This window comes from Streptomyces sp. NBC_01197 (assembly GCF_036010505.1).
Lineage (GTDB): Bacteria > Actinomycetota > Actinomycetes > Streptomycetales > Streptomycetaceae > Streptomyces.
The window spans coordinates 4,010,001-4,029,147 of record NZ_CP108569.1; the positions used below are offsets into that span (position 1 = coordinate 4,010,001).

General features: G+C 69.1%; 16 protein-coding genes and 2 rRNA genes (1 of these 18 running past the window's edge). 8 read left to right on the top strand and 10 right to left on the bottom strand.

Going from position 1 to position 19,147, the window contains the following annotated elements; genetic code table 11:
- From OG452_RS18245 to OG452_RS18255, 3 genes are all read left to right on the top strand, one after another.
- A 23S ribosomal RNA gene (locus tag OG452_RS18245) occupies positions 1-1,639 on the top strand (it extends 1,485 nt beyond the left edge of the window).
- Positions 1,640-1,717: 78 nt separating this feature from the next.
- A 5S ribosomal RNA gene (gene rrf / locus OG452_RS18250) occupies positions 1,718-1,834 on the top strand.
- Positions 1,835-1,949: 115 nt separating this feature from the next.
- Positions 1,950-2,504 carry a GNAT family N-acetyltransferase gene (locus tag OG452_RS18255; RefSeq protein ID WP_327296633.1) on the top strand — a complete coding sequence of 185 codons (555 nt, stop codon included), beginning with the start codon at positions 1,950-1,952 and terminating at the stop codon, positions 2,502-2,504.
- Here the strand turns inward: OG452_RS18255 and OG452_RS18260 are convergent.
- A complete protein-coding gene (locus tag OG452_RS18260) occupies positions 2,435-3,382 on the bottom strand; it encodes a hypothetical protein (RefSeq protein WP_327299684.1) in 948 nt (315 codons plus the stop codon). The genes OG452_RS18255 and OG452_RS18260 overlap by 70 nt on opposite strands.
- Positions 3,383-3,387: 5 nt before the next feature.
- Positions 3,388-4,002, bottom strand: coding sequence for a papain-like cysteine protease family protein (locus tag OG452_RS18265; RefSeq protein WP_327296634.1), 615 nt, complete (start codon positions 4,000-4,002; stop codon positions 3,388-3,390).
- Positions 4,003-4,232: 230 nt separating this feature from the next.
- On the opposite strand from OG452_RS18265, the gene OG452_RS18270 reads away from it, so the two are divergent.
- Entirely contained in the window at positions 4,233-5,210 is a 978-nt protein-coding gene (locus tag OG452_RS18270; RefSeq protein ID WP_327296635.1) for a hypothetical protein, read from the top strand.
- An 84-nt stretch (positions 5,211-5,294) separates the two neighbouring features.
- On the opposite strand, the gene OG452_RS18275 is transcribed toward OG452_RS18270, so the two are convergent.
- The 6 genes from OG452_RS18275 to OG452_RS18300 all read right to left on the bottom strand — a co-directional run bounded on the left by OG452_RS18275 (position 5,295) and on the right by OG452_RS18300 (position 12,718).
- A complete protein-coding gene (locus OG452_RS18275) occupies positions 5,295-7,076 on the bottom strand; it encodes a type IV secretory system conjugative DNA transfer family protein (RefSeq protein WP_327296636.1) in 1,782 nt (593 codons plus the stop codon).
- A gap of 1 nt (position 7,077) precedes the next feature.
- A complete protein-coding gene (locus tag OG452_RS18280; protein ID WP_327296637.1) occupies positions 7,078-8,490 on the bottom strand; it encodes an ATP-binding protein in 1,413 nt (470 codons plus the stop codon).
- 10 nt (positions 8,491-8,500) lie between these two features.
- Positions 8,501-10,051: an SCO6880 family protein gene (locus OG452_RS18285; RefSeq protein WP_327296638.1), complete on the bottom strand. Its 1,551-nt coding sequence runs from the start codon at positions 10,049-10,051 to the stop codon at positions 8,501-8,503.
- Complete coding sequence (locus OG452_RS18290; RefSeq protein ID WP_327296639.1) at positions 10,048-11,409, bottom strand: hypothetical protein; 1,362 nt, start codon at positions 11,407-11,409, stop codon at positions 10,048-10,050. The genes OG452_RS18285 and OG452_RS18290 overlap by 4 nt, the downstream gene beginning before the upstream one ends.
- Positions 11,399-12,253 carry a hypothetical protein gene (locus OG452_RS18295; RefSeq protein ID WP_327296640.1) on the bottom strand — a complete coding sequence of 285 codons (855 nt, stop codon included), beginning with the start codon at positions 12,251-12,253 and terminating at the stop codon, positions 11,399-11,401. The genes OG452_RS18290 and OG452_RS18295 overlap by 11 nt, the downstream gene beginning before the upstream one ends.
- Before the next feature lie 156 nt (positions 12,254-12,409).
- Positions 12,410-12,718 (bottom strand): hypothetical protein, encoded by a 309-nt coding sequence (locus OG452_RS18300; RefSeq protein ID WP_164265700.1) that lies wholly within the window; start codon positions 12,716-12,718, stop codon positions 12,410-12,412.
- Positions 12,719-13,206: 488 nt separating this feature from the next.
- Here OG452_RS18300 and OG452_RS18305 point away from each other — a divergent pair, with 488 nt between their 5' ends.
- Positions 13,207-14,409, top strand: coding sequence for a twin-arginine translocation signal domain-containing protein (locus OG452_RS18305; protein WP_327296641.1), 1,203 nt, complete (start codon positions 13,207-13,209; stop codon positions 14,407-14,409).
- 68 nt (positions 14,410-14,477) lie between these two features.
- On the opposite strand, the gene OG452_RS18310 is transcribed toward OG452_RS18305, so the two are convergent.
- Positions 14,478-14,909 carry an SDR family oxidoreductase gene (locus OG452_RS18310; RefSeq protein WP_327299685.1) on the bottom strand — a complete coding sequence of 144 codons (432 nt, stop codon included), beginning with the start codon at positions 14,907-14,909 and terminating at the stop codon, positions 14,478-14,480.
- Between OG452_RS18310 and OG452_RS18315 the strand changes: the two genes are divergently transcribed.
- From OG452_RS18315 to OG452_RS18330, 3 genes are all read left to right on the top strand, one after another.
- The gene (locus OG452_RS18315; RefSeq protein ID WP_327296642.1) at positions 14,887-15,069 is read left to right on the top strand and encodes a TetR-like C-terminal domain-containing protein; all 183 of its coding nucleotides are present in this window, start codon (positions 14,887-14,889) and stop codon (positions 15,067-15,069) included. The two genes, OG452_RS18310 and OG452_RS18315, sit on opposite strands and share 23 nt — an antisense overlap.
- Positions 15,070-15,539: 470 nt before the next feature.
- Positions 15,540-16,544: a C40 family peptidase gene (locus OG452_RS18325; protein ID WP_327296643.1), complete on the top strand. Its 1,005-nt coding sequence runs from the start codon at positions 15,540-15,542 to the stop codon at positions 16,542-16,544.
- A gap of 239 nt (positions 16,545-16,783) precedes the next feature.
- Positions 16,784-17,488 (top strand): phosphatase PAP2 family protein, encoded by a 705-nt coding sequence (locus OG452_RS18330; protein ID WP_327296644.1) that lies wholly within the window; start codon positions 16,784-16,786, stop codon positions 17,486-17,488.
- Between the two features lie 51 nt (positions 17,489-17,539).
- On the opposite strand, the gene OG452_RS18335 is transcribed toward OG452_RS18330, so the two are convergent.
- Positions 17,540-19,147 (bottom strand): FAD-binding oxidoreductase, encoded by a 1,608-nt coding sequence (locus tag OG452_RS18335; RefSeq protein WP_327296645.1) that lies wholly within the window; start codon positions 19,145-19,147, stop codon positions 17,540-17,542.

A 19,147-nucleotide genomic window follows, 5' to 3' on the forward strand; every position in this document is an offset into this window, starting at 1 on the left:
GCGTAGTCGATGGACAACCGGTTGATATTCCGGTACCCGCTTTGAAACGCCCAGTACTGAGCCCATTGATGCTAAGGCCGTGAAGCCGTCCTGGAGCCTTCGGGCAAAGGGGAGTGGTGGAGCCGCTGAACCAAGGTGGTAGTAGGTAAGCGATGGGGTGACGCAGGAAGGTAGTCCAGCCCGGGCGGTGGTTGTCCCGGGGTAAGGGTGTAGCCCGTCATCCAGGTAAATCCGGATGGCATGGAGGGTGAGACCTGATGCCGAGCCGATTGTGGTGAAGTGGATGATCCTATGCTGTCGAGAAAAGCCTCTAGCGAGTTTCATGGCGGCCCGTACCCTAAACCGACTCAGGTGGTCAGGTAGAGAATACCGAGGCGTTCGGGTGAACTATGGTTAAGGAACTCGGCAAAATGCCCCCGTAACTTCGGGAGAAGGGGGCCATTCCTGGTGATCCGATTTACTTGGTGAGCTGGGGGTGGCCGCAGAGACCAGCGAGAAGCGACTGTTTACTAAAAACACAGGTCCGTGCGAAGCCGTAAGGCGATGTATACGGACTGACGCCTGCCCGGTGCTGGAACGTTAAGGGGACCGGTTAGTGATCTTTCGGGGTTGCGAAGCTGAGAACTTAAGCGCCAGTAAACGGCGGTGGTAACTATAACCATCCTAAGGTAGCGAAATTCCTTGTCGGGTAAGTTCCGACCTGCACGAATGGCGTAACGACTTCTCGACTGTCTCAACCATAGGCCCGGTGAAATTGCACTACGAGTAAAGATGCTCGTTTCGCGCAGAAGGACGGAAAGACCCCGGGACCTTTACTACAGTTTGATATTGGTGTTCGGTTCGGCTTGTGTAGGATAGGTGGGAGACTGTGAAGCGGCCACGCCAGTGGTTGTGGAGTCGTCGTTGAAATACCACTCTGGTCGTGCTGGATGTCTAACCTCGGTCCGTGATCCGGATCAGGGACAGTGTCTGATGGGTAGTTTAACTGGGGCGGTTGCCTCCTAAAGAGTAACGGAGGCGCCCAAAGGTTCCCTCAGCCTGGTTGGCAATCAGGTGTTGAGTGTAAGTGCACAAGGGAGCTTGACTGTGAGACCGACGGGTCGAGCAGGGACGAAAGTCGGGACTAGTGATCCGGCAGTGGCTTGTGGAAGCGCTGTCGCTCAACGGATAAAAGGTACCCCGGGGATAACAGGCTGATCTTCCCCAAGAGTCCATATCGACGGGATGGTTTGGCACCTCGATGTCGGCTCGTCGCATCCTGGGGCTGGAGTCGGTCCCAAGGGTTGGGCTGTTCGCCCATTAAAGCGGTACGCGAGCTGGGTTTAGAACGTCGTGAGACAGTTCGGTCCCTATCCTCTGCGCGCGTAGGAATATTGAGAAGGGCTGTCCCTAGTACGAGAGGACCGGGACGGACGAACCTCTGGTGTGCCAGTTGTCCTGCCAAGGGCATGGCTGGTTGGCTACGTTCGGAAAGGATAACCGCTGAAAGCATCTAAGCGGGAAGCCTGCTTCGAGATGAGTATTCCCACCCCCTTTGAGGGGTTAAGGCTCCCAGTAGACGACTGGGTTGATAGGCCAGATGTGGAAGCCCGGTAACGGGTGGAGCTGACTGGTACTAATAGGCCGAGGGCTTGTCCTCAGTTGCTCGCGTCCACTGTGTTAGTTCTGAAATAACGAACGACCGTGTAGTTACCGGTGTTGGTTAATTTCATAGTGTTTCGGTGGTCATTGCGTTAGGGAAACGCCCGGTTACATTCCGAACCCGGAAGCTAAGCCTTTCAGCGCCGATGGTACTGCAGGGGGGACCCTGTGGGAGAGTAGGACGCCGCCGAACAATTTTTAGCCTCAGCCCCGGAACCGTTATGGTCCGGGGCTGAGGCATTTCTGCGTCCACCTGCAGTTTTAATATCCACGTGCGGTCCAGCGGGTCTGTCTGGCAGGCTCCCGGCATGGACGACGTCATACGACCTGTGCGGGCTGATGAGTGGCTCAAGGTCAAGGAGCTGCGGCTCGTCGCGCTCCAGGATCCCGCGGCACCCATTGCCTATCTCGAAACCTATGAAGCGGCCATCGCCCGGCCCGATTCCTTCTGGCAGGACCGGGCGGCCGGCGCCTCGCACGGTGGTTCTTCCCGGCAGTTCATCGCGGAGGGCCCCGACGGGGTGTGGTCCGGCACCGTGGTCGTGCTGGTCGAACCCGTCGGGGCCGAGGGCATCTTCGGCGAATTGAACTCCGTAGCGCAGGCACACCTGGTCGGTGTGTATGTAAGGCCCGAGTCCCGTGGGGTGGGTGTCACTCAGGAGCTTTTCCGGGCGGCGATGGAGTGGGCATGGTCGCTGGACGAGCCTCGGATCGAGCGGGTGCGGCTCTTCGTGCACCAGGCCAACCGGCGGGCTGCCGGCTTCTACCGCAAGGTCGGTTTCGTACCGACCGGTTACTCCGTCCCGGCCCCCGGCGACGCGGGGGAGCGCGAGCTGGAGATGGTGGTCGACCGCCCGGCGTGAGGGGCCATGCGGCGTACGAACAGGGCGCCGAGTCCCAGCGCCAGGGCCCCGGCCCCGCCCGCCATCAGCGACCTCGCGGCCGAGCCGGCTGACCCGGCGGCCGCGTTGTCGTGTGTCGTCGCGGTGTTATGGGTGCCGGTGCCGGTGCCGGTGCCGGTGGCGGCGTCCGCGTAGCCTCCCGCCTCGCCCTTCTTCGCGTACGCCGATCCCGGCAGCTTGTCGCCGTATGCCTCGTGGACCCGGTGCTGATACGCGGCGAGTGTTGTGCCGTGGGCGCCGACCGCGTGTACGGCTTCGGTGTCCAGAGGCAGGATCCGGGCCCCCTTCGCGACGTACCAGGCGTTGATCTGCGGCTCATGGAAGACGGTGCCGCCTGGCAGTTTCGCGGCGCCCTTTGCCGCGTAGCGCGTTTCGTCGTCGCCGGTTGCGATGTTCACCACCTGCCAGGAGGCCCCCTGCGGGACGGTCCATACCGATGCCTTCCGGCCGTCGGCGGAGACCGCGGTACTGGCCAGGAAGTCCAGCCGCGCGACGGGGGCGTCGGAGCGGGCTGCGACGAAGTCCGGGGAGAGTGTGTAGACGGGCACGGCCGCGCCCTTGATCTGCGGTGACGGGGCGGCCGCCGCCACCGAGGGGTGGGCGCCGGAGGCTGCGAAGAAGCGCGCCAGCGTGTGCAGGGTTGCGGGGGCTGCCGCTGCCTGCTGGGCGGCGCTGCGGTCGGCTGCAGAATCGGTGAGGCGCGCGGCGGGGCCGGTGGAGTGGTCGGCCGAGGAGGCACTGGGGGCGAGGGCGAGTGCCGCGGTGGCCGCGGCTCCGGCGACGGCCGCTCGCAGGATGGTGCGGCTGTGCGAGGCGGGGCGCGTGAGGCGTTTCTGCATGGTGGTCACGCCCCGATCCGGTAGAGCGAGTGGGTCCAGGAGAACTCGTCGTTGCTGACGTACCAGTCGTGGGCGGCCCAGTTGTAGCGGTTGTCCGACGGCCACGGGTCGCCCCAGTAGATCCAGTCGCCGGCTGTGTCGTACCCGTAGACGACATTCATGTGCCCGCCGCCGCTCGACCACTGGATGCGGTCGGCGATGGGGCGGCCGGCGTCGATCTCGGTCTGCACGGTGGAGGACCGGAGCCAGCCGGTGACGTACGAACCAGGGCTGATACCGGCCCAGTTGAGGCCGTTCTGGACGTTGCCCAGGGTGGCCTGGTCGTTGGGGCAGTTGCCGTTCTGGCTGTAGCCGAAAGCGGCGTTGCAGAACTGGTTCTGGCTGTAGTCGCGGCCGTACCAGCCGGCGATGGTGTTGCCTGTCGCGGCCCAGCACCAGTTGGTCTGTTGCTGTTCCTGCATGGTGATGTTCAGGCGTTTGGCTCCCGTCGCCGCTGTCACGGTCGCGGGGGCGGCCGGGCTGTGGGTGGCGGTGGCTGAGGCTGTGGTGGCGGGCAGGGCGAACAGGGCCGCCGCCGTGCCGATGGCGGCCAGGGGCAGCCGTCTCCTGTGGGTGCGCATCGTGTTCCTCCCGGGGTGGGGGGTGGATTGGAGGAGCGCGTCCGGACGCTGTGGTGAGCATCGGCTGTTGTTGTGTGCCGGTCAACGCGGTTGAATACGCGGGGATACGGCACTGTGAATGGCGCGTGGCCGGTTGTGAACGGCCTCTCTCCCCACCTGCACGGTCGGCTTCGTCCGCTGCGCTGCTCCGCCGTCCGCCGTGAATGTTCACCGGAACCGGAGGGGTGCTGATGGAACGGATCCCGGGGTCGGCTCCGAAGGCCGCCGCCGATTCCGAGCTCGCCCGGGCCCTGCACAGCGGCCCCTTCCATCTCGCTCTGCGTACCGCCCTCGCCGTACGGGGGCTGCCGCTGCACCGGGTCCAGCACCATCTGGCGAGCCGGGGGGTCAAGGTCGGGGTGACGAGCCTCAGTTACTGGCAGCAGGGGGTGCGGCGGCCCCGGCGTGCCGAGTCGCTGCGGGCGGTGAGCGCGCTGGAGGAGGTGCTGCGGCTGCCCGCCGATTCGCTGGTACGGCTGCTTGCGGAGGGGGACGGCGGGCCTGCGTGGGGCGGGCAGCGAAACGGTACGGGTGAGCGGCCGGCCGGTCGCTCGTACCGTTCACTGGTGGCGGGGGCAGCGGTGCTGGAGGCACTGCTCGCCGGGATGGAGAGTCCGGCGGACGGCGGGCTGCACACGGTGGGCCACCACGAGTCCGTACGGATCGGGGCCGACCGGCGCCTCGTCGGCCGCGCGTCGCAGCATGTCGTTCGTGCCCATCGGGACGGGGTGGACCGGTACGTGGCCATCCATCACGGAGACCCCGGGTGCGACCCGGGGCGGGTGGAGGTCCTGGCCGGGGAGAACTGCCGTACGGGGCGGGTGCGGTGGGAGCGGGAGACCGGGGTGGTCGTGGCGGAGCTGCTGTTCGACGCGCGGCTGCGGGCGGGGGAGACGTATGTGTTCGGGTACGGGTTCGAGGATGGCACCGGTGGGCCGAGCAGCGAGTACGTGCGCGGATTCAGCTTCGCCGGTGGGCAGTACGTCCTGCAGGTCCGCTTCGACGAGCATGCGCTTCCGGTACGGTGCCGGCGCTTCGCGCAGGCCACGGCGGGGACGGTACGGGGAGCCCGGCGGGATCTGACGCTCAGCGGTCTGTACCGTTCCGTCCATATCGTGGAGCAGGAGGTACGGCCGGGGCGGGTGGGGATCGACTGGGACTGGGAGTAGATCCTTCCGGATTCTTTTGGCGTGCTGGCTCCTTCCAGTGTCTCCCTACGTCTCCCCCGCCCTCCGTACGGGCATTGAGCGACCTCAGAAGGGTGTGGCGTCGGGCAGTTCCTGGTACGGCCAGCGGTTGCGTGCCTGCTCGCGGGAGCGGAGCAGCGCCAGCGGGTGCAGGCCCTGCTCATGGCCGGTGGCCAGCAGCTCCGGCAGATACGGGAGCGGGGCCACGGCGGCGACGTCGTCCAGGACGAGCGTCATTGGTGGGTCGAGCCGACCGTCAGTTGACCGTGCGGCCAAGCGGCGGCCGTGCTCGACCACGCTGGAGGCGAGTGCGGTGAGCAAGGGCATGGCGCCGGGGTGCGTGCGCGGATCCTCGATTGCTTCACCCACCACATAGAGAGTGCCCCCCTCGTGGATGAATGATTCCAGCGTGACCGTATCGGTTCGGTTCGGCGTGCAGGCTTCGCGGATGTGGACCGAGGAGAGCGCGCTCAGTGCACGGGCCGTCAGCTCCTGGGCCACCTCGCGGCGTTCGGGGTGGGCGGTGAGCGCCGATTCCAGCAGGCCTGCCGATCCGGAGCGCGCCCGGGCGTGGGTGCGCAGGATACGTACCGCCTCCTGGGCCTGACCGGCGCCCTGGGCCCAGCGGTGCACCTGCCGGAACGGGCGGCCGTCGACGGCCGCGGCGTGCAGCCAGCTGCACAGGAGTGTTTCGGCTGTCTCGGCCATGGTCGTGTCGATACGGGCGGTCGGGCGGACCGGTGAGAGCAGCGCGATGGCCCGGGCGGCCGCGGTGTCGGCGTCCTCGCAGCCGCTGGTGGGGGACCAGTGGAGGCGGGCGGGGGTGTCGCAGAGGTGGCCGGGGTCGTAGACGAGTACGGGGCCGAGCTTGGCCCGGGCGTCCTTCGTCTCCGACCAGACGGCCGGTGAGGAGGTGACGACGAGTGCGGGGCCCGCCGCGTCGCTCACGGCCTGGACCGCGGCGGCCCGGCGGGCCGCCGCGGGACCGAAGCGGACCAGGGGCACCGGGAGGAGCGCTTCGGCGGCGGCCGGGACGGGGGCGATCGGGGTGGGGAAGGCAATTGGTTCTGGGGCAGCTGGGGCAGCTGTGGCGCCCGGGGTCGGTGTGGCGGCGGCCGGCGACGCGGCAGCCTCGGCCAGGAGGTCGGGTCGTACGGACTGCCCGGTCTGCTGTAGCTGTTCGGGCTGCTCCAGCTGGCTGGTCTGGCCGGCCCGTTCGTTCCCCTGCGGTGTGTGCGGCTGTGGTGCGCTCCGCTCCGGTGACCTCGGGGGCGCGACGCGTGGTGTGCCGGTGGGGCCGGCCGACGCCTCTCCGTAACGACCCTCGTCCGTACCGTACTGCGGGGCGGCTCCGGCCCTGTCCCGGGCTGCGGCTGTCCTCCGGGCGGTGCGTACCGCGCGCCAGCGGGTCACTGTGCCCAGGACGAAGACGGTCAGCACCACCAGGACCAGGACTTCGCTGATGAGCAGGCCCCAGAACAGCCCGTACCCCGAGAGTTGGCCCGGCGGGGTGTCCGGCCAGGCGGCGGCGAGGTCGTGCGGGGACGCGGCCAGTTCGCGGATGGCCACCGGGGTGTGCGTGACGGTCACGTCGGCCGGCCAGGCGCCGTGGGCGAATACGGCGGCGAGGCCCGTGGCCAGCCAGACCAGGAGGGTCAGCCCGAGCAGGAAGACGATCAGCGCGATCAGCAGCCCGTCCGGGATGCCGCGTGACTGCGGCTGGGACGGCTGCTGGTGCTGCGGGCGGTGCCGGCTGTGGTGCTCGTATGGCCGGTGCTCGTGTGACTGGTGCTCGTATGGCTGGTGCTCGTGTGGCTGGTGGTGCCCGTGGTGCGGGGTGTCGCGCATATCAGGCCACCGTCGACTCTGAGGACTCGTTCAGCTTCCGTTCGATCCTGGCCGCCCGTTCCTCCGCCTCCGTCTCCAGCTGGAGGGTCAGCGCGTCGTCGGCTTCCGGGGTGGACGACTCGGTCATCGCGCGGTCGGTGAAGACCAGGGGGCGTTCGGCCTCGGTGATCAGGTGTTTGACGACCTGGACGTTGCCGTTGACGTCCCAGACGGCGATGCCCGGGGTCAGGGTCGGGATGATCTCGACGGCCCAGCGCGGCAGGCCCAGGACGCGGCCCGTCGCCCGTGCCTCGTCGGCCTTCTGGGCGTAGATCGTCCGTGTCGAGGCCATCTTCAGGATGGCGGCCGCCTCCCGGGCGGCGGCGCCGTCCACCACGTCCGACAGGTGGTGGACCACTGCCACGAACGACAGGCCGAGCCGTCGGCCGAACTTCAGCAGGCGCTGGAAGAGCTGTGCCACGAAGGGACTGTTGATGATGTGCCAGGCCTCTTCGACCAGGAAGATGCGCTTCTTGCGGTCGGGGCGGATCCAGGTGTGTTCCAGCCAGACACCGACGATCGCCATGAGGATGGGCATGGCGATGGAGTTGCGGTCGATGTGCGACAGGTCGAAGACGATGAGCGGCGCGTCCAGGTCGATGCCGACCGAGGTCGGGCCGTCGAACATGCCGCGCAGGTCACCGTCCACCAGGCGGTCCAGGACGAGGGCGACGTCCAGGCCCCAGGCCCGTACATCGTCCGTACCGACGTTCATCGCCTCCGCCGACTCCGGTTCGGGGTGGCGGAGCTGCTCGACGATGTCGGTGAGGACCGGCTGGCGGTCGGTGATCGTCTCGTTGACGTAGGCGTGCGCCACCTTGAGCGCGAAGCCCGAGCGTTCGTCCAGGCCGTGGCCCATGGCGACTTCGATGATCGTGCGGAGCAGGGCCAGCTGGCCCGTGGTGGCGATGGCCGGATCCAGCGGGTTGAGCCGGATGCCGTCGTCGAGCGCGGCCATCGCGTCCAGCCGGATGGGGGTTATACCCAGCTGCTGGGCGATGAGGGCCCATTCACCGGCGCCGTCCTCGCCCTGGGCGTCGAGGACCACCACCTGCCGGTCCTTGAACCGCAGTTGGCGCAGGACGTACGTCTTCTCCAGGGAGGATTTGCCGTTGCCGGATTCGCCGAGTACCAGCCAGTGCGGGGCGGGCAGCTGCTGTCCGTACAGCTGGAAGGGGTCGTAGATGTAGCCCTTGCCCGAGTAGACCTCGCGGCCGATGATCACGCCGGAGTCGCCGAGGCCGGGGGCGGCGGTCGGCAGGTAGACCGCCTGCGCCTGGCCCGTTGACGTACGGACCGGCAGGCGTGTCGTCTCGACCTTGCCGAAGAGGAACGCGGAGAAGGCGTCGGTGACGGCTGACATCGGGTCTCGCATCACAGGTCCCCTATCGGCGGATGCCGGTCGCGAACGGCAGCGTATTCACAAAGGCGCGGTGGTGCTCGCGGTCGCACCATTCGAGCTTGAGATACGACTTGCCGGCCGATGCGCGGATGGTCCGCTTGTCGCGGGCCAGTGCTTCGGGTGAGCGGGACGAGACCGTGATGTACCCGACCAGGTTGACGCCTGCCGCGCCGCTGGCGAGGTCTTCGCCGCGCTGGTCGAGGCGGCCGTGGGTGGCGACGTCGCGCGGGTCGACGGTCCGGTTCATCTTGGCGGCGCGGGACGCCTCGGCCTCGTCGTTGGTCTTCTCGGTGAGCATGCGCTCGATGGCGACCTCGGTCGGTTCGAGGTCCATGCAGACCGCGACCGTACGGATCACGTCCGGGGTGTGGACGAGCAGCGGGGCGAGGAAGTTGACGCCGACGGGGGTCATCGGCCACTCCTTCACCCAGGCCGTGGCGTGGCACCAGGGTGCGCGGGTGGAGGACTCGCGGGTCTTGGCCTGGAGGTAGGTGGGCTCCATGGCGTCGAGTTCGGCGGGCCAGGCGTTGCGCTTCGTCATGGCCTGGATGTGGTCGATGGGGTGGTCCGGGTCGTACATGGAGTGCACGAGTGAGGAGAGCCGTCCCTGGCCGAGGGGCTGGCGTACCCGGATGTCGGCCTCGGCGAGGCGAGCGCAGATGTCCGTGAGTTCGCGGGCCATGACGACCGCGAGGCCGGCGTCCCTGTCGAGCTTGCGGCCGGCGGCGGGCCGGGCGGCGCGGGCCATGGCGTGGGCTTCGGACGCCAGTTCGCGGGTGAAGTGCATACAGGCGACCAGGTACGCGCGGTGCTGCTCGCTGGAGGTGGAGACCATGGAGGCGAGCTGGTCGTACGAGTCCTGGAGCCAGCCGGGGGCGCGGGGGTCGCCGCGCTGGGCGACGTCCTTGGCGTGGGCGTCCGGGTCGGCGGGGAGGGTGCGGGCGAGGATCTGCAGGCGGGTGACGAATCCGTCGCCGTTGGCCACGTGCTTGAGCAAGGTGCCGAACCGGTCCACCAGGGCTTCCTGGTCCTCCGAGTCGCGCAGGCCGACGCCGGGGCCCTCGATCTCGATGGCGGCGGTGACGGTGCGCCGGTCGGCGTGCAGCAGTACGGCGATCTCGTCGGGGCCGAAGGGGGCCGCCAGCCAGTTGATCCGGCCGATGCCGGGGGGCGGGCCGACCTCGACCTCGCGGCCGTCGAGCGCGACGCCCGCTTCCATGGTGGGGGAGCGGTAGGCGGTGCCGCGGCGCAGGGAGCGTTTGTAGCTGCGGTTGATCTCGAACCATTTGTAGAACGTGCGGTGCTTGTACGGGACGTACACCGCGGCGAGTGCCAGCATCGGGAAGCCGGTCAGGGTCACGATGCGCAGGGGCAGGACGGGGACGAGGAGTCCGCACATCATGCCGACGAAGGCGCCCGCGATGATCAGTGCGATCTCGCCCGTCTCGCGGTTCTTGCCGACGATCGCCGATGGCCGGGCGCGGCCGATCAGATACGTGCGGCGGGGCGCGACCGGCTGGGACTGGGTCGTCAACGCCCTCCTCCTCCTGTGCCGTTGTTGCGTGTGCTGTGGGTTCCGGAGCTGCTCGGCTTGTTACGGGGCGGGGTCGCGGCGTTGGGGATCTTTCCGCCGTTTCCGCCGCCGCTCTGGCCGCCGGAGCCGCCGCGGCTGCTGTGGGCCGCCACGCCTCCGGAGATGGGGTTGGCGGGGCGTCCGCCGCCGCCTCCGCCGCTCCCGCTGTCGTTTCCGCCGCCCCCGCCGCGGCTGCTGTGGGTCTTGATGCCCTGGGACACGAGGGCGGCGGGTGAGCTGATCATGGCGGCGGCCTGGGAGCCGTCGGTCGCGGACTTGCGGTTGGTGCGGGAGGCGGCGACCTCGTCACCGAAGCCGGGGACGAAGCGGTAGATCATGCCGCTGGCGAAGATGGCGAGGAGGATGATCGCCAGTCCGGAGACGACGGCGGAGAAGGAGTTGGGGCCGCTGCCGGACGAGAGTGCGCCGGCGAGGCCGAGCACGATCACGATGACCGGTTTGACCATGATCACCGCGATCATGATGCCGGCCCAGCGGCGGACGTGGCCCCACATGTTCTTGTCGACGAGGCCTGCGTAGACGACGGTGCCGAGGAGGGCGCCGGCGTACAGGAGGGCGGCCCGGATGACGAGTTCGAGCCAGAGGACGCCGGCGGCGAGGATCGACACCAGGGACGTGACGATCAGCATGATCGGGCCGCCGCCGATGTCGGAGCCCTTCTTGAGCGCTTCGGCGAAAGCGCCGAAGAACACGTCGTTCTTGCCGCCGGTGGCCGACGCGATGACCTCGGTGACGCTGTCGGTCGCCGAGACCAGTGTGTAGAGGATCAGCGGGGTGAACGCGGAGGCGATGACGGTCAGCCAGAGGAAGCCGATGGCCTCGGAGAGCGCGGTGGTGAGGGGGACACCGCGGACGGCGCGCTTGGCCACGGCGAGGAGCCAGAGGACGAGCGTGAGGATGGTGGAGGCCGCGAAGACTACGGCGTACTGGCGGAGGAAGGAGCTGTTGGTGAAGTCGACGTTGGCCGTGCCCTTGACCGCGTCGGAGAGCTTGCCGACGATCCAGGCGGCGGCGTCGGCGCAGCCCTTGGCCAGGGACGAGAGGGGGTCGAGGGAATCGGCCGGGGGGGTGTTGCTGGTGTTGGCGGTGCTGCCGGCGTCTCCCTCGCAGAGTTCCCGGGCGCGGCCGATGATGAGGTCGCAGTTGTCCTTGGCCGACGACGACGGTGAGGGCGCCCCTGGCCCCGTCGGGGTCGGTGAAGGGGCGGCGAAGGCACGGGCCGAGAGCAGCACCGCCGCTGTCTGTACGGCGGTGAGGGCTCCCGCCACGGTGAGCGCGCGGCGTGGGTTAGCGGGCATAGGTGAACCCTCCGTACTGCTCGACTGCCTTGGCGATCTCGTCGGCGGTGGAGGCCTTGCTGTCGGTGTTCACCGGTGCGGGGCCGTCCTTCTGGGCGAAGCTCTCGACCTTCCAGTCGCCGTTCACCCACTGGAGCTTGAGTGTCATGGTGAACCAGTCGCTGGTCACCGGGCTGGTCGAGCCGACGCCTGCTGTGCCGAACACTCCCGTGCACCAGACCGCGACGGTCGCGGTGTCGCCGGACTGCTGGGTGACCTTGGTGCCGATGGGTGCGGTGCGTGAGACATAGGTCAGGCCCTTGCCGGCGTTGCCGTTGGCGTCGAGTCCGATCTTGTCCAGGAACTGTTTGTTGTAGGCCTTGTCGAGCTTGCTCTTGAACGCGTCGACCTGGCTGGGCACGAACACCTTGTTCACGATGTCGCCGCGGCGGGCAGGCTTCAGAATGTCGGCCGACACCAGCGCCACCGCGTAGTTCGCCGCGGCGCTCTCTGCCCCCTGGCCGGTGTGGGCGAAGCCGGAGGCGATGCCGCTGTTGCTGCCGGTGACCGGTTTCACGCCGGACGCCGCCGTGGCGTTCGAGCCGGGCCTCTTCGCGCCGTTGCTGCCGTCCGACGAGTCGCCGCCGCTGCCGTTGCCGCGGTTGGCGAAGGCGATGGCGGCGATGAGCAGCACCACGACGCCCACGACCGTGATGAGGGAGCGCGAGGCGCGTACGGGGCGTCTGGCGGTGCCGTACGGGTCGCCCTCGCCCTCGGGCAGACGGGTACGGGTCTGGCCCGAGCCGCCCATGCCGTCGGAGCGGCCCGCGTCGCTGCCGTAGTTGCTCTCGTCTCCGAGACTCATGCCGCGGACGTCCCCTCAACCGTTTGCCGTGTTGTGCAGTACGACGGTAACTGTGCTGGCTCCCGCACGGGCGGGCTGTGGTGACTCGACATCAGGGATGCGCAACCTCTGGGTGGGCCGGGCACGCCCGGGGAGTGCGGGACGGGTGATGCGAGGTCAGACGGCCATCCCGTACACGATGGTGAAGACGGTTCCCAGCGAGCCGATGATGAAGACGCCGGTGAGCCCGGCGACGATCAGGCCCTTGCCCTGTTCCGCGCTGAAGGTGTCCCGCAGTGCGGTGGCGCCGATACGCTGCTTGGCCGCACCCCAGATCGCGATGCCGAGGCAGAGCAGGATGGCGACCGCCATCACTACCTCGACCATGATCCGTGCCTCGTTGCCGAGACTGCCGAACGGCCCCCAGTTGGGGGCGATTCCGCCGATGATGGTGCTGATGTCGCCCTTGTCGGCTGCCAGGTTCATGTAACTCACCGCCCCTATCGGGTAGTTCGTGCCCATGCTTCAGTACACGGGTCACGCCCTATCTTCGCTGATGAAACTGCCCCCGTGTGTAACCCGGCGGCTCTCTTTACCCACATGCCCGCACATTTGTCCGAACATCCCGCTCTGACCTGCGGCGCGGACTCGTGTTCGGTCGAACATGGATGGTTACTCTGTGTATCACGGAGGGTGACGCCGGGCAATGACGCCGCTGCGTGGGGAGGGGAAGCCGTCCGGTTTCCGCCATCCGGTTTCCGCCGGGTCCGAACGGGAGGGCGAACACCGGATCCGAACACCGGGTCCGAACACCGGATGCGAACGCCGGGCGTGCTCCGTCCCGTTCTTCGGCCGTGCGGGTACAGGCGTCCCGGCCCGGCCGTGTGCCTCGCACCGTGCCGTCCGGGGGTGTGCTGAGGTGCCCGCGGGGCTGCCCTGCGGCCCCAGTCACTGCGAGACTCGGAGGACATCCCATGGCTGAGCAGTCCCGGCGCACCTTTCTCAGGCAGGTCTCCGCGGGCGGCGCGGTAGCGGGTGCCGCCGCCCTGGTGCCCGCGCTGCTGGGCAGGGGCGACGGGACCGCACCCGCCCGGCCCGCCCGTCCCGTCCCGCACGCCGGGCCCGCCCGGAGCGCGCCGCACCGGTTCGCCGCTCCCGGTGTGCGGTACGCGGTCCGGGTCAACATGCCTGCCGGGACGGTACGTCAGCTGACCGCCACCGGTCACCGGCTGCTGATGTTCAAGGCCGTGCAGAGTGAGCAGAGCAACGGAGGGCTGCCCGTCCTGTGGAGCTCCGCGAGGACGTACACGACCCGGACCGAACTGGCCTGGACCGAGCAGTACTACGCCTTCGTCACGGCCGCTGAGACCCCGGAGGGTGCCCGGCTCGCCGGGGTGGATCTCACCCGGGTCTCGCCGGGGCAGACCCTCGATGTCGGCGAGGGTGCGCGCGCCACGGTCATCGGCGGGGGTACGCCCGGTGCGGTCACCATCTCGGACACCACCGCGATGCCGCTCTCGTGCGGTCTGGCGCAGCCCGCCCCGGAGGGGGGCGGGCCGGTGCCGGTCTGTGCGCTGTCCCTGGCCGGCCAGGGACAGAACGTCGTCTTTCCGGTGGGGCAGGTGGTCCTGGCCTTCGCGGCCGGCCCGCTGGAGCCGGGATCGGTGGTGAAGTCCGCTCCCGGGCCCGCGATCCAGGTCGACCTGGACCGGATGAGCCCGGCCGACCTGTCGTACGACGTCGAATCCGGCTGGTCCTGGGACGGCGACTTCGCCGCGGTGGTCCCGGCCGACGGCTTCGTCGCCGCGCTCGTCCACCCCGCGCCGGGCGTCCGGCTCGGCGGCGGGGCGGGCGGCGGCACGCAGGTCAGCGGCATCGTGGTCCGGGCCGTACGGGAGCCGGGCTCCGCGCCGGGCGCCGAGCCGGGGTCCGCCGCGGTCGGGCCCGCAGCCGGCCCCCTGGCGGCCGCCGCCAGGACGGGCACCGAGACCGGTACGACGATCACCTGCTCGCTGGGCCCGGACAGCCACGTCGTCCTGCACGGGACGTACTTCGTGGAGTACCGGCGGCCAGGCCGGAGCGGTGGCCGTCCTGGCAGCGCGCGCTCACTGGTCCGGTGCACCTCCGTGCCGGCCGCGCGTGGCGGCGTGTACACCTTCAAGAAGCTGCAGCGCTGACGGGCCGGCCGTGAGGCCCAACGCCCTTTGATCGACGCCGGGTCGGCTGGATAAGGGGGGTCCTGCGGTCAGCGGCCCGCGGCCAGATTCGAGCCGCCCGTGCAGTCCAGCACAACGCCGGTGACAAATCCGTTGAGGGCGAACATGTGGATGGCACGAGCGATGTCCTCCGCCTGACCCACGCGGCCGACCGGAGTGCCGGCCGCCAGCCCCTCGAACAGCGCCTCGCGCTGTTCGGCCGGGACCCGGTCCCACCAGGGAGTGTCGATGACGCCGGGCGCGACCGCGTTGATCCGCAAGGGGGCCAGTTCCGTGGCCAACGGCGGGACCATCGCCTGAAGAGCGCCGTTGATCGCGGCGAGTCCTGCGGTGCCGGGGAAGGCCGCATGGGCTGAGGCCGCGGTGACCAGGGTGACCGAACCGTCCTTGCGCAGTCGCGGCAGGGCGGGCTGGAGGAGGCGCAGATAGGGCCAGAACTTGCCCTCGAAGCCGGCAGCCAGGCGCGGTGAACTCCGGGCCGATCAGGACCTGGACCTGCTGATGGTGGATCAGGTCTATGGGGTCTTCTGGTACCGATTCCTGCTCGGGCACGCGCCGCTGAACGACACGGTCGCCGACAGCCTCGCGGATTCCCTCGTGGGCGCCACGCGCCGGGCCTGAATCGGGGGCCCGGTCCGCCGGGAACGAAGGCGGTTCAGGCAGGCGGGTCCGACCACTTCGCAGAGCCGGACGACCGGGACTCCGGGTGGAGTGTGGGTGCTCCCCAGAGCCGTCGGGTACCTCTTGATCGTGCTGGCCGGTGCTGAAACAGTTGGGCCAGTGGAAGCGTTCAGACCTCAGGACCCGACGCGGATAGGCGCGCACGCACTGCTCGCCAGGCTCGGCAGGAGGTATGGGCCAGGTCTGCCTGGGGCGTTCGCCCGGCGGACGGCTGGTCGCGATCAAGGTCATCCGGGACGAGATCACCGACCATCCCGAGGCGCTCGGTCGCTTCCTCGGCCGACCCCGGTGACTGGACAGTCGTCTTCTATCACGGCAAATCAACCCCAACGGACTACGCCGGCCTCAGCTGTTCGGGCTTCCGGGTGAAGTAGGCGGTGAACCGGGGCCGAATGGGGGAAGGTTGAGGGATGCGCAAAGTCTTGGTCATGGGCGGGATCGGGTTCGGGGCGAGTCTGGGCTTCATCGGCCTGCTCGTCGTCGGAACGTACTCCGCTGCGGCCGGAATCGAGAGCACCGGTTCCACCGTCGCGCTGGCCAAGGGCGCCGTGCCGGCCGCCTACCAGGCGACCGTGCAGAAGTGGGGCAACCTCTGCCCCGCGCTCAACCCCGCTCTGCTCGCGGCACAGTTGTACCAGGAGAGCGGCTGGAACCCGACGGCCAGGAGCCCGGCGAACGCGCAGGGGATGGCCCAGTTCATCCCCGGCACCTGGGCGACGCACGGTGTCGACGGCAACGGCGACGGCAAGAAGGACATCTGGGATCCGGCCGACGCGATTCCGTCTGCCGCGTCGTACGACTGCGAACTGGCCAAATACGTCAAGAACGTGCCCGGTGACGTCAGTGACAACATGCTCGCCGCGTACAACGCGGGGTCGTACGCCGTCATCCAGCACGGCGGGGTACCGCCGTACCGGGAAACGCAGAACTACGTCAAGGTCATCCGCACCCTGGAGAAGAGCTTCGCCAGGCCGGTCAACGGGGTGGCTCCCTCGCAGCAGGCCGCCGCGGCCATCTACTACGCGCAGCAGAAGCTCGGTACTCCGTACCTCTGGGGCGGGACCGGCACCGCAGGGCAGGGTGGGCGGTTCGACTGTTCGGGTCTGACGCAGGCCGCGTACCACAGCGTCGGGATCACGCTGCCACGCGTGGCCAACGACCAGTACAACGCCGGGGAGCATCCGTCCCGCGATCAGCTGCTGCCGGGGGACCTGGTGTTCTTCTCGAACGACCTCTCCAACTCCCGTGCCATCCACCATGTGGGGCTGTACGTGGGCGGCGGTTACATGATCGACGCGCCGTACACCGGGTCGGTGATCCGCTTCGACAAGATCGACTCACCGGACTACTTCGGGGCCACGCGCGTCACCCAGGATGGCGCGAAATCACTCCCCAAAAACGGATCGAAAGCCTGAGACGGTCCGTCGCCTGGCTTGAACTCACTGTGACTCCGGCACCTCTGAGCTGCAACGATGAGTCACTCTTCGATAACGGCCTGGTGATCTTTCGGTAGAGAGCGGAACGCCGTGGGTGTGCCGGGCGTTCCCTTGTCCTGGACACCTACCAGAGTGCGCACTGACCGCGGGGGTTGGTACAGCGGCTTACACGGACGTACGCCGCGCAGTGGAGCGAAGGCAAAGGCAAGGGGCAGCGAATGGCCGGGCTCGCAAGTGATGGGTCGAACCCCGATGTCCGGCTGCTCTACGACATCAACGGCCTCGCGAAGTCGGCCCCCGGCTGGGCGGACCGGGCCATGGAGTTCATCGGTGAGTACGGGATCCTGCTCGCGGTGGTGCTGCTGGTGCTGGGGTGCTGGTGGAGTGTGCGCAAGCGGCCGGACACCGAGTCGGCCGTGACGGCCGTCGCCGGGATCATCTGGGCGCCGCTGGCCGCCGGGATCGCGGTTCTGCTGAACGTACCGATCCGGGGATTCGTCGGGCGGGCCCGGCCGTTCGCCGAGCATCAGGGGCTCGATGTCCTGGTGAAGGGCAAGACCGACTTCTCGTTCGTGAGCGACCACGCGACACTGGCGATGGCGATCGGGGCCGGACTCTTCGTGGCGCACCGGAAGTTCGGGCTCGCCGCGATCGGGCTCGCGCTGGCCGAGGGGTTCTGCCGGGTCTTCATGGGCGTGCACTATCCGACGGATGTGATCGGCGGGTTCGCGCTGGGGACGGCGGTGACGCTGCTGCTCTCGCCGTTCGCGATGGCGCTGCTGACCCCGGTGGTGCGGGCCGTCGCGCGGTCCGGGCGGGGGCGGGTGCTGGTGCGGTCGCGGCGGGTGCGGGCGGTGGCGGCTGCCGCGGTGGAGATTCCCGAGGCGCGGTCGGAGACCGGGCGGAACGATCTGGCTGCGTGACAGGGTTCCGGGGTGCGGGTGTTTTCGGGGCTCTGCCCCGGGCCCCGGTCCTCAGAGCGCCTGCGGGAAGTCGAACAGCCGCTGCGGGTCGTACTGCTTCTTGAGTCCGGCGAGCTTCGGGGCCCCCGCCCCGTAGTACGCCGTCCGCCAGTCCGTCAGCTTCGGGTCGATGTAGTTCTGGTAGGCGCCCCCCGACGCGTACGGGCCCATCGCCCGGTGTGTGTCCCCGAGCCAGGCCTGCTGGTCGGTGCCCGCGGTGCCGGGCTGCCAGGACGCTATGTACTGGGCCAGCACCCGTGAACGCCGGTGTACGAACGCCGTGGCCGAGGGGGAGACCCGGTTGATCGCGCCGCCCAGCGCGGTGAGCGCGACGGAGCCCGCGCCCTGGGTGGGGCTCAGGGCGGCGAAGGCCTGGGTCCTGGACAGCAGGGCGTTGACGCCGGCCGCGGGGAGGGTGCGGTCGTAGAAGTCCGAAGCGGCTGCGTACGTTTCGCGCTGCAGTGTCCCCGCGGTCCGGCGGCCGGGCGTCGGACCCGGCAGATGGCACTGGTCCTCGCTGAGGCTCGCGCAGCCCGCATAGACGAGCATCGCGTCCTCGTAGCCGCGCCTGCGCAGTGATACGGAACGGGCCGGGGCGCCCACCCGGTCGGCGAGGCGGTCGACCGCGTTCTGGAGGTCTCCGTACGTGCCCAGCGAGAACGCCGCGACGGAGACGCCCGGGGTGCCGCCGCCCGAAGCCGCTTCCAGGTGCGCCGACGACCAGATCTCGTCGGCCTGGCCGGGGCCCCACTTCTGCCAGGCGTCGATGACCGCGTGCGCCTTCGACCAGGGCCAGGACATATAGGCGGAGACGGTCTGCGGGGCGGTGTGCGTACGAAAGGTCATGCCGGTGACGACGCCGAAATTGCCGTTACCCGCGCCGCGCAGCGCCCAGAACAGGTCCTTGTTCTCCTTGGCGCTGGCCGTCAGGCGCTTGCCGTCGGCCGTGATCAGGGTGGCGGAGGTGAGGCTGTCGCAGGTCAGGCCGTACGCACGGGAGGCGACGCCGTGGCCGCCGCCGAGGGTGAGCCCCGAGATGCCGACGGTGGGGCAGGAGCCGCCGGGGATGGCGCGGGAACTCCTGCCGAGGGTCTCGTAGACGTCGACCAGCTTGGCGCCCGCGCCGATCGTGCCGTCGGCGGATACGTGGGACAGCTTCGACACGTCGATGACGAGGCGGCCGTTGCCGGACGACCAGCCGGCGTAGGAGTGGCCGCCGTTGCGTATCGAGACGGGTATGCGGTGCGCCCGCGCGTAGGCGAGGCACTCACGGATGTCGTCCTCGCCCGCTATGTACGCGACGGCTGCGGGCTTCAGGCTGTCGTACCGGGTGTTGTAGAGCTGACGGGCCGTGGGGTAGTCGGCGTCGCCGGGGCGGACGAGTTTGCCGTCGAGCCCGTGGGCGAGCGCGGTCCAGTCGGCGGCCGCACGCGGAACGGAGCCGGAGCCGGCTGCGCCGGGCGGGGTGCTGCCGGCCGTGGCCCCGGTGGTGGTCGGCCCGGCCGTGGCGGTCGGCGGCTTCTGGTCTGAACTGCCCGGATTGCCCGGACTATTCGTGTTACGGCAGGCGGCGGCGGTGGCCAGGACGGGTATGGCGGCGAGCAGAGTGCGGCGTTGCAT

What these genes read in the sequence shown, in the direction of transcription:
- OG452_RS18255 (WP_327296633.1), top strand. Translation starts at nt 1,950, where the DNA reads ATGGACGACGTCATACGACCTGTGCGGGCTGATGAGTGGCTCAAGGTC.
- OG452_RS18260 (WP_327299684.1), bottom strand. Translation starts at nt 3,382, where the DNA reads ATGCAGAAACGCCTCACGCGCCCCGCCTCGCACAGCCGCACCATCCTG.
- OG452_RS18265 (WP_327296634.1), bottom strand. Translation starts at nt 4,002, where the DNA reads ATGCGCACCCACAGGAGACGGCTGCCCCTGGCCGCCATCGGCACGGCG.
- OG452_RS18270 (WP_327296635.1), top strand. Translation starts at nt 4,233, where the DNA reads ATGGAACGGATCCCGGGGTCGGCTCCGAAGGCCGCCGCCGATTCCGAG.
- OG452_RS18275 (WP_327296636.1), bottom strand. Translation starts at nt 7,076, where the DNA reads ATGCGCGACACCCCGCACCACGGGCACCACCAGCCACACGAGCACCAG.
- OG452_RS18280 (WP_327296637.1), bottom strand. Translation starts at nt 8,490, where the DNA reads ATGCGAGACCCGATGTCAGCCGTCACCGACGCCTTCTCCGCGTTCCTC.
- OG452_RS18290 (WP_327296639.1), bottom strand. Translation starts at nt 11,409, where the DNA reads ATGCCCGCTAACCCACGCCGCGCGCTCACCGTGGCGGGAGCCCTCACC.
- OG452_RS18295 (WP_327296640.1), bottom strand. Translation starts at nt 12,253, where the DNA reads ATGAGTCTCGGAGACGAGAGCAACTACGGCAGCGACGCGGGCCGCTCC.
- OG452_RS18300 (WP_164265700.1), bottom strand. Translation starts at nt 12,718, where the DNA reads ATGAACCTGGCAGCCGACAAGGGCGACATCAGCACCATCATCGGCGGA.
- OG452_RS18305 (WP_327296641.1), top strand. Translation starts at nt 13,207, where the DNA reads ATGGCTGAGCAGTCCCGGCGCACCTTTCTCAGGCAGGTCTCCGCGGGC.
- OG452_RS18325 (WP_327296643.1), top strand. Translation starts at nt 15,540, where the DNA reads ATGCGCAAAGTCTTGGTCATGGGCGGGATCGGGTTCGGGGCGAGTCTG.
- OG452_RS18330 (WP_327296644.1), top strand. Translation starts at nt 16,784, where the DNA reads ATGGCCGGGCTCGCAAGTGATGGGTCGAACCCCGATGTCCGGCTGCTC.
- OG452_RS18335 (WP_327296645.1), bottom strand. Translation starts at nt 19,147, where the DNA reads ATGCAACGCCGCACTCTGCTCGCCGCCATACCCGTCCTGGCCACCGCC.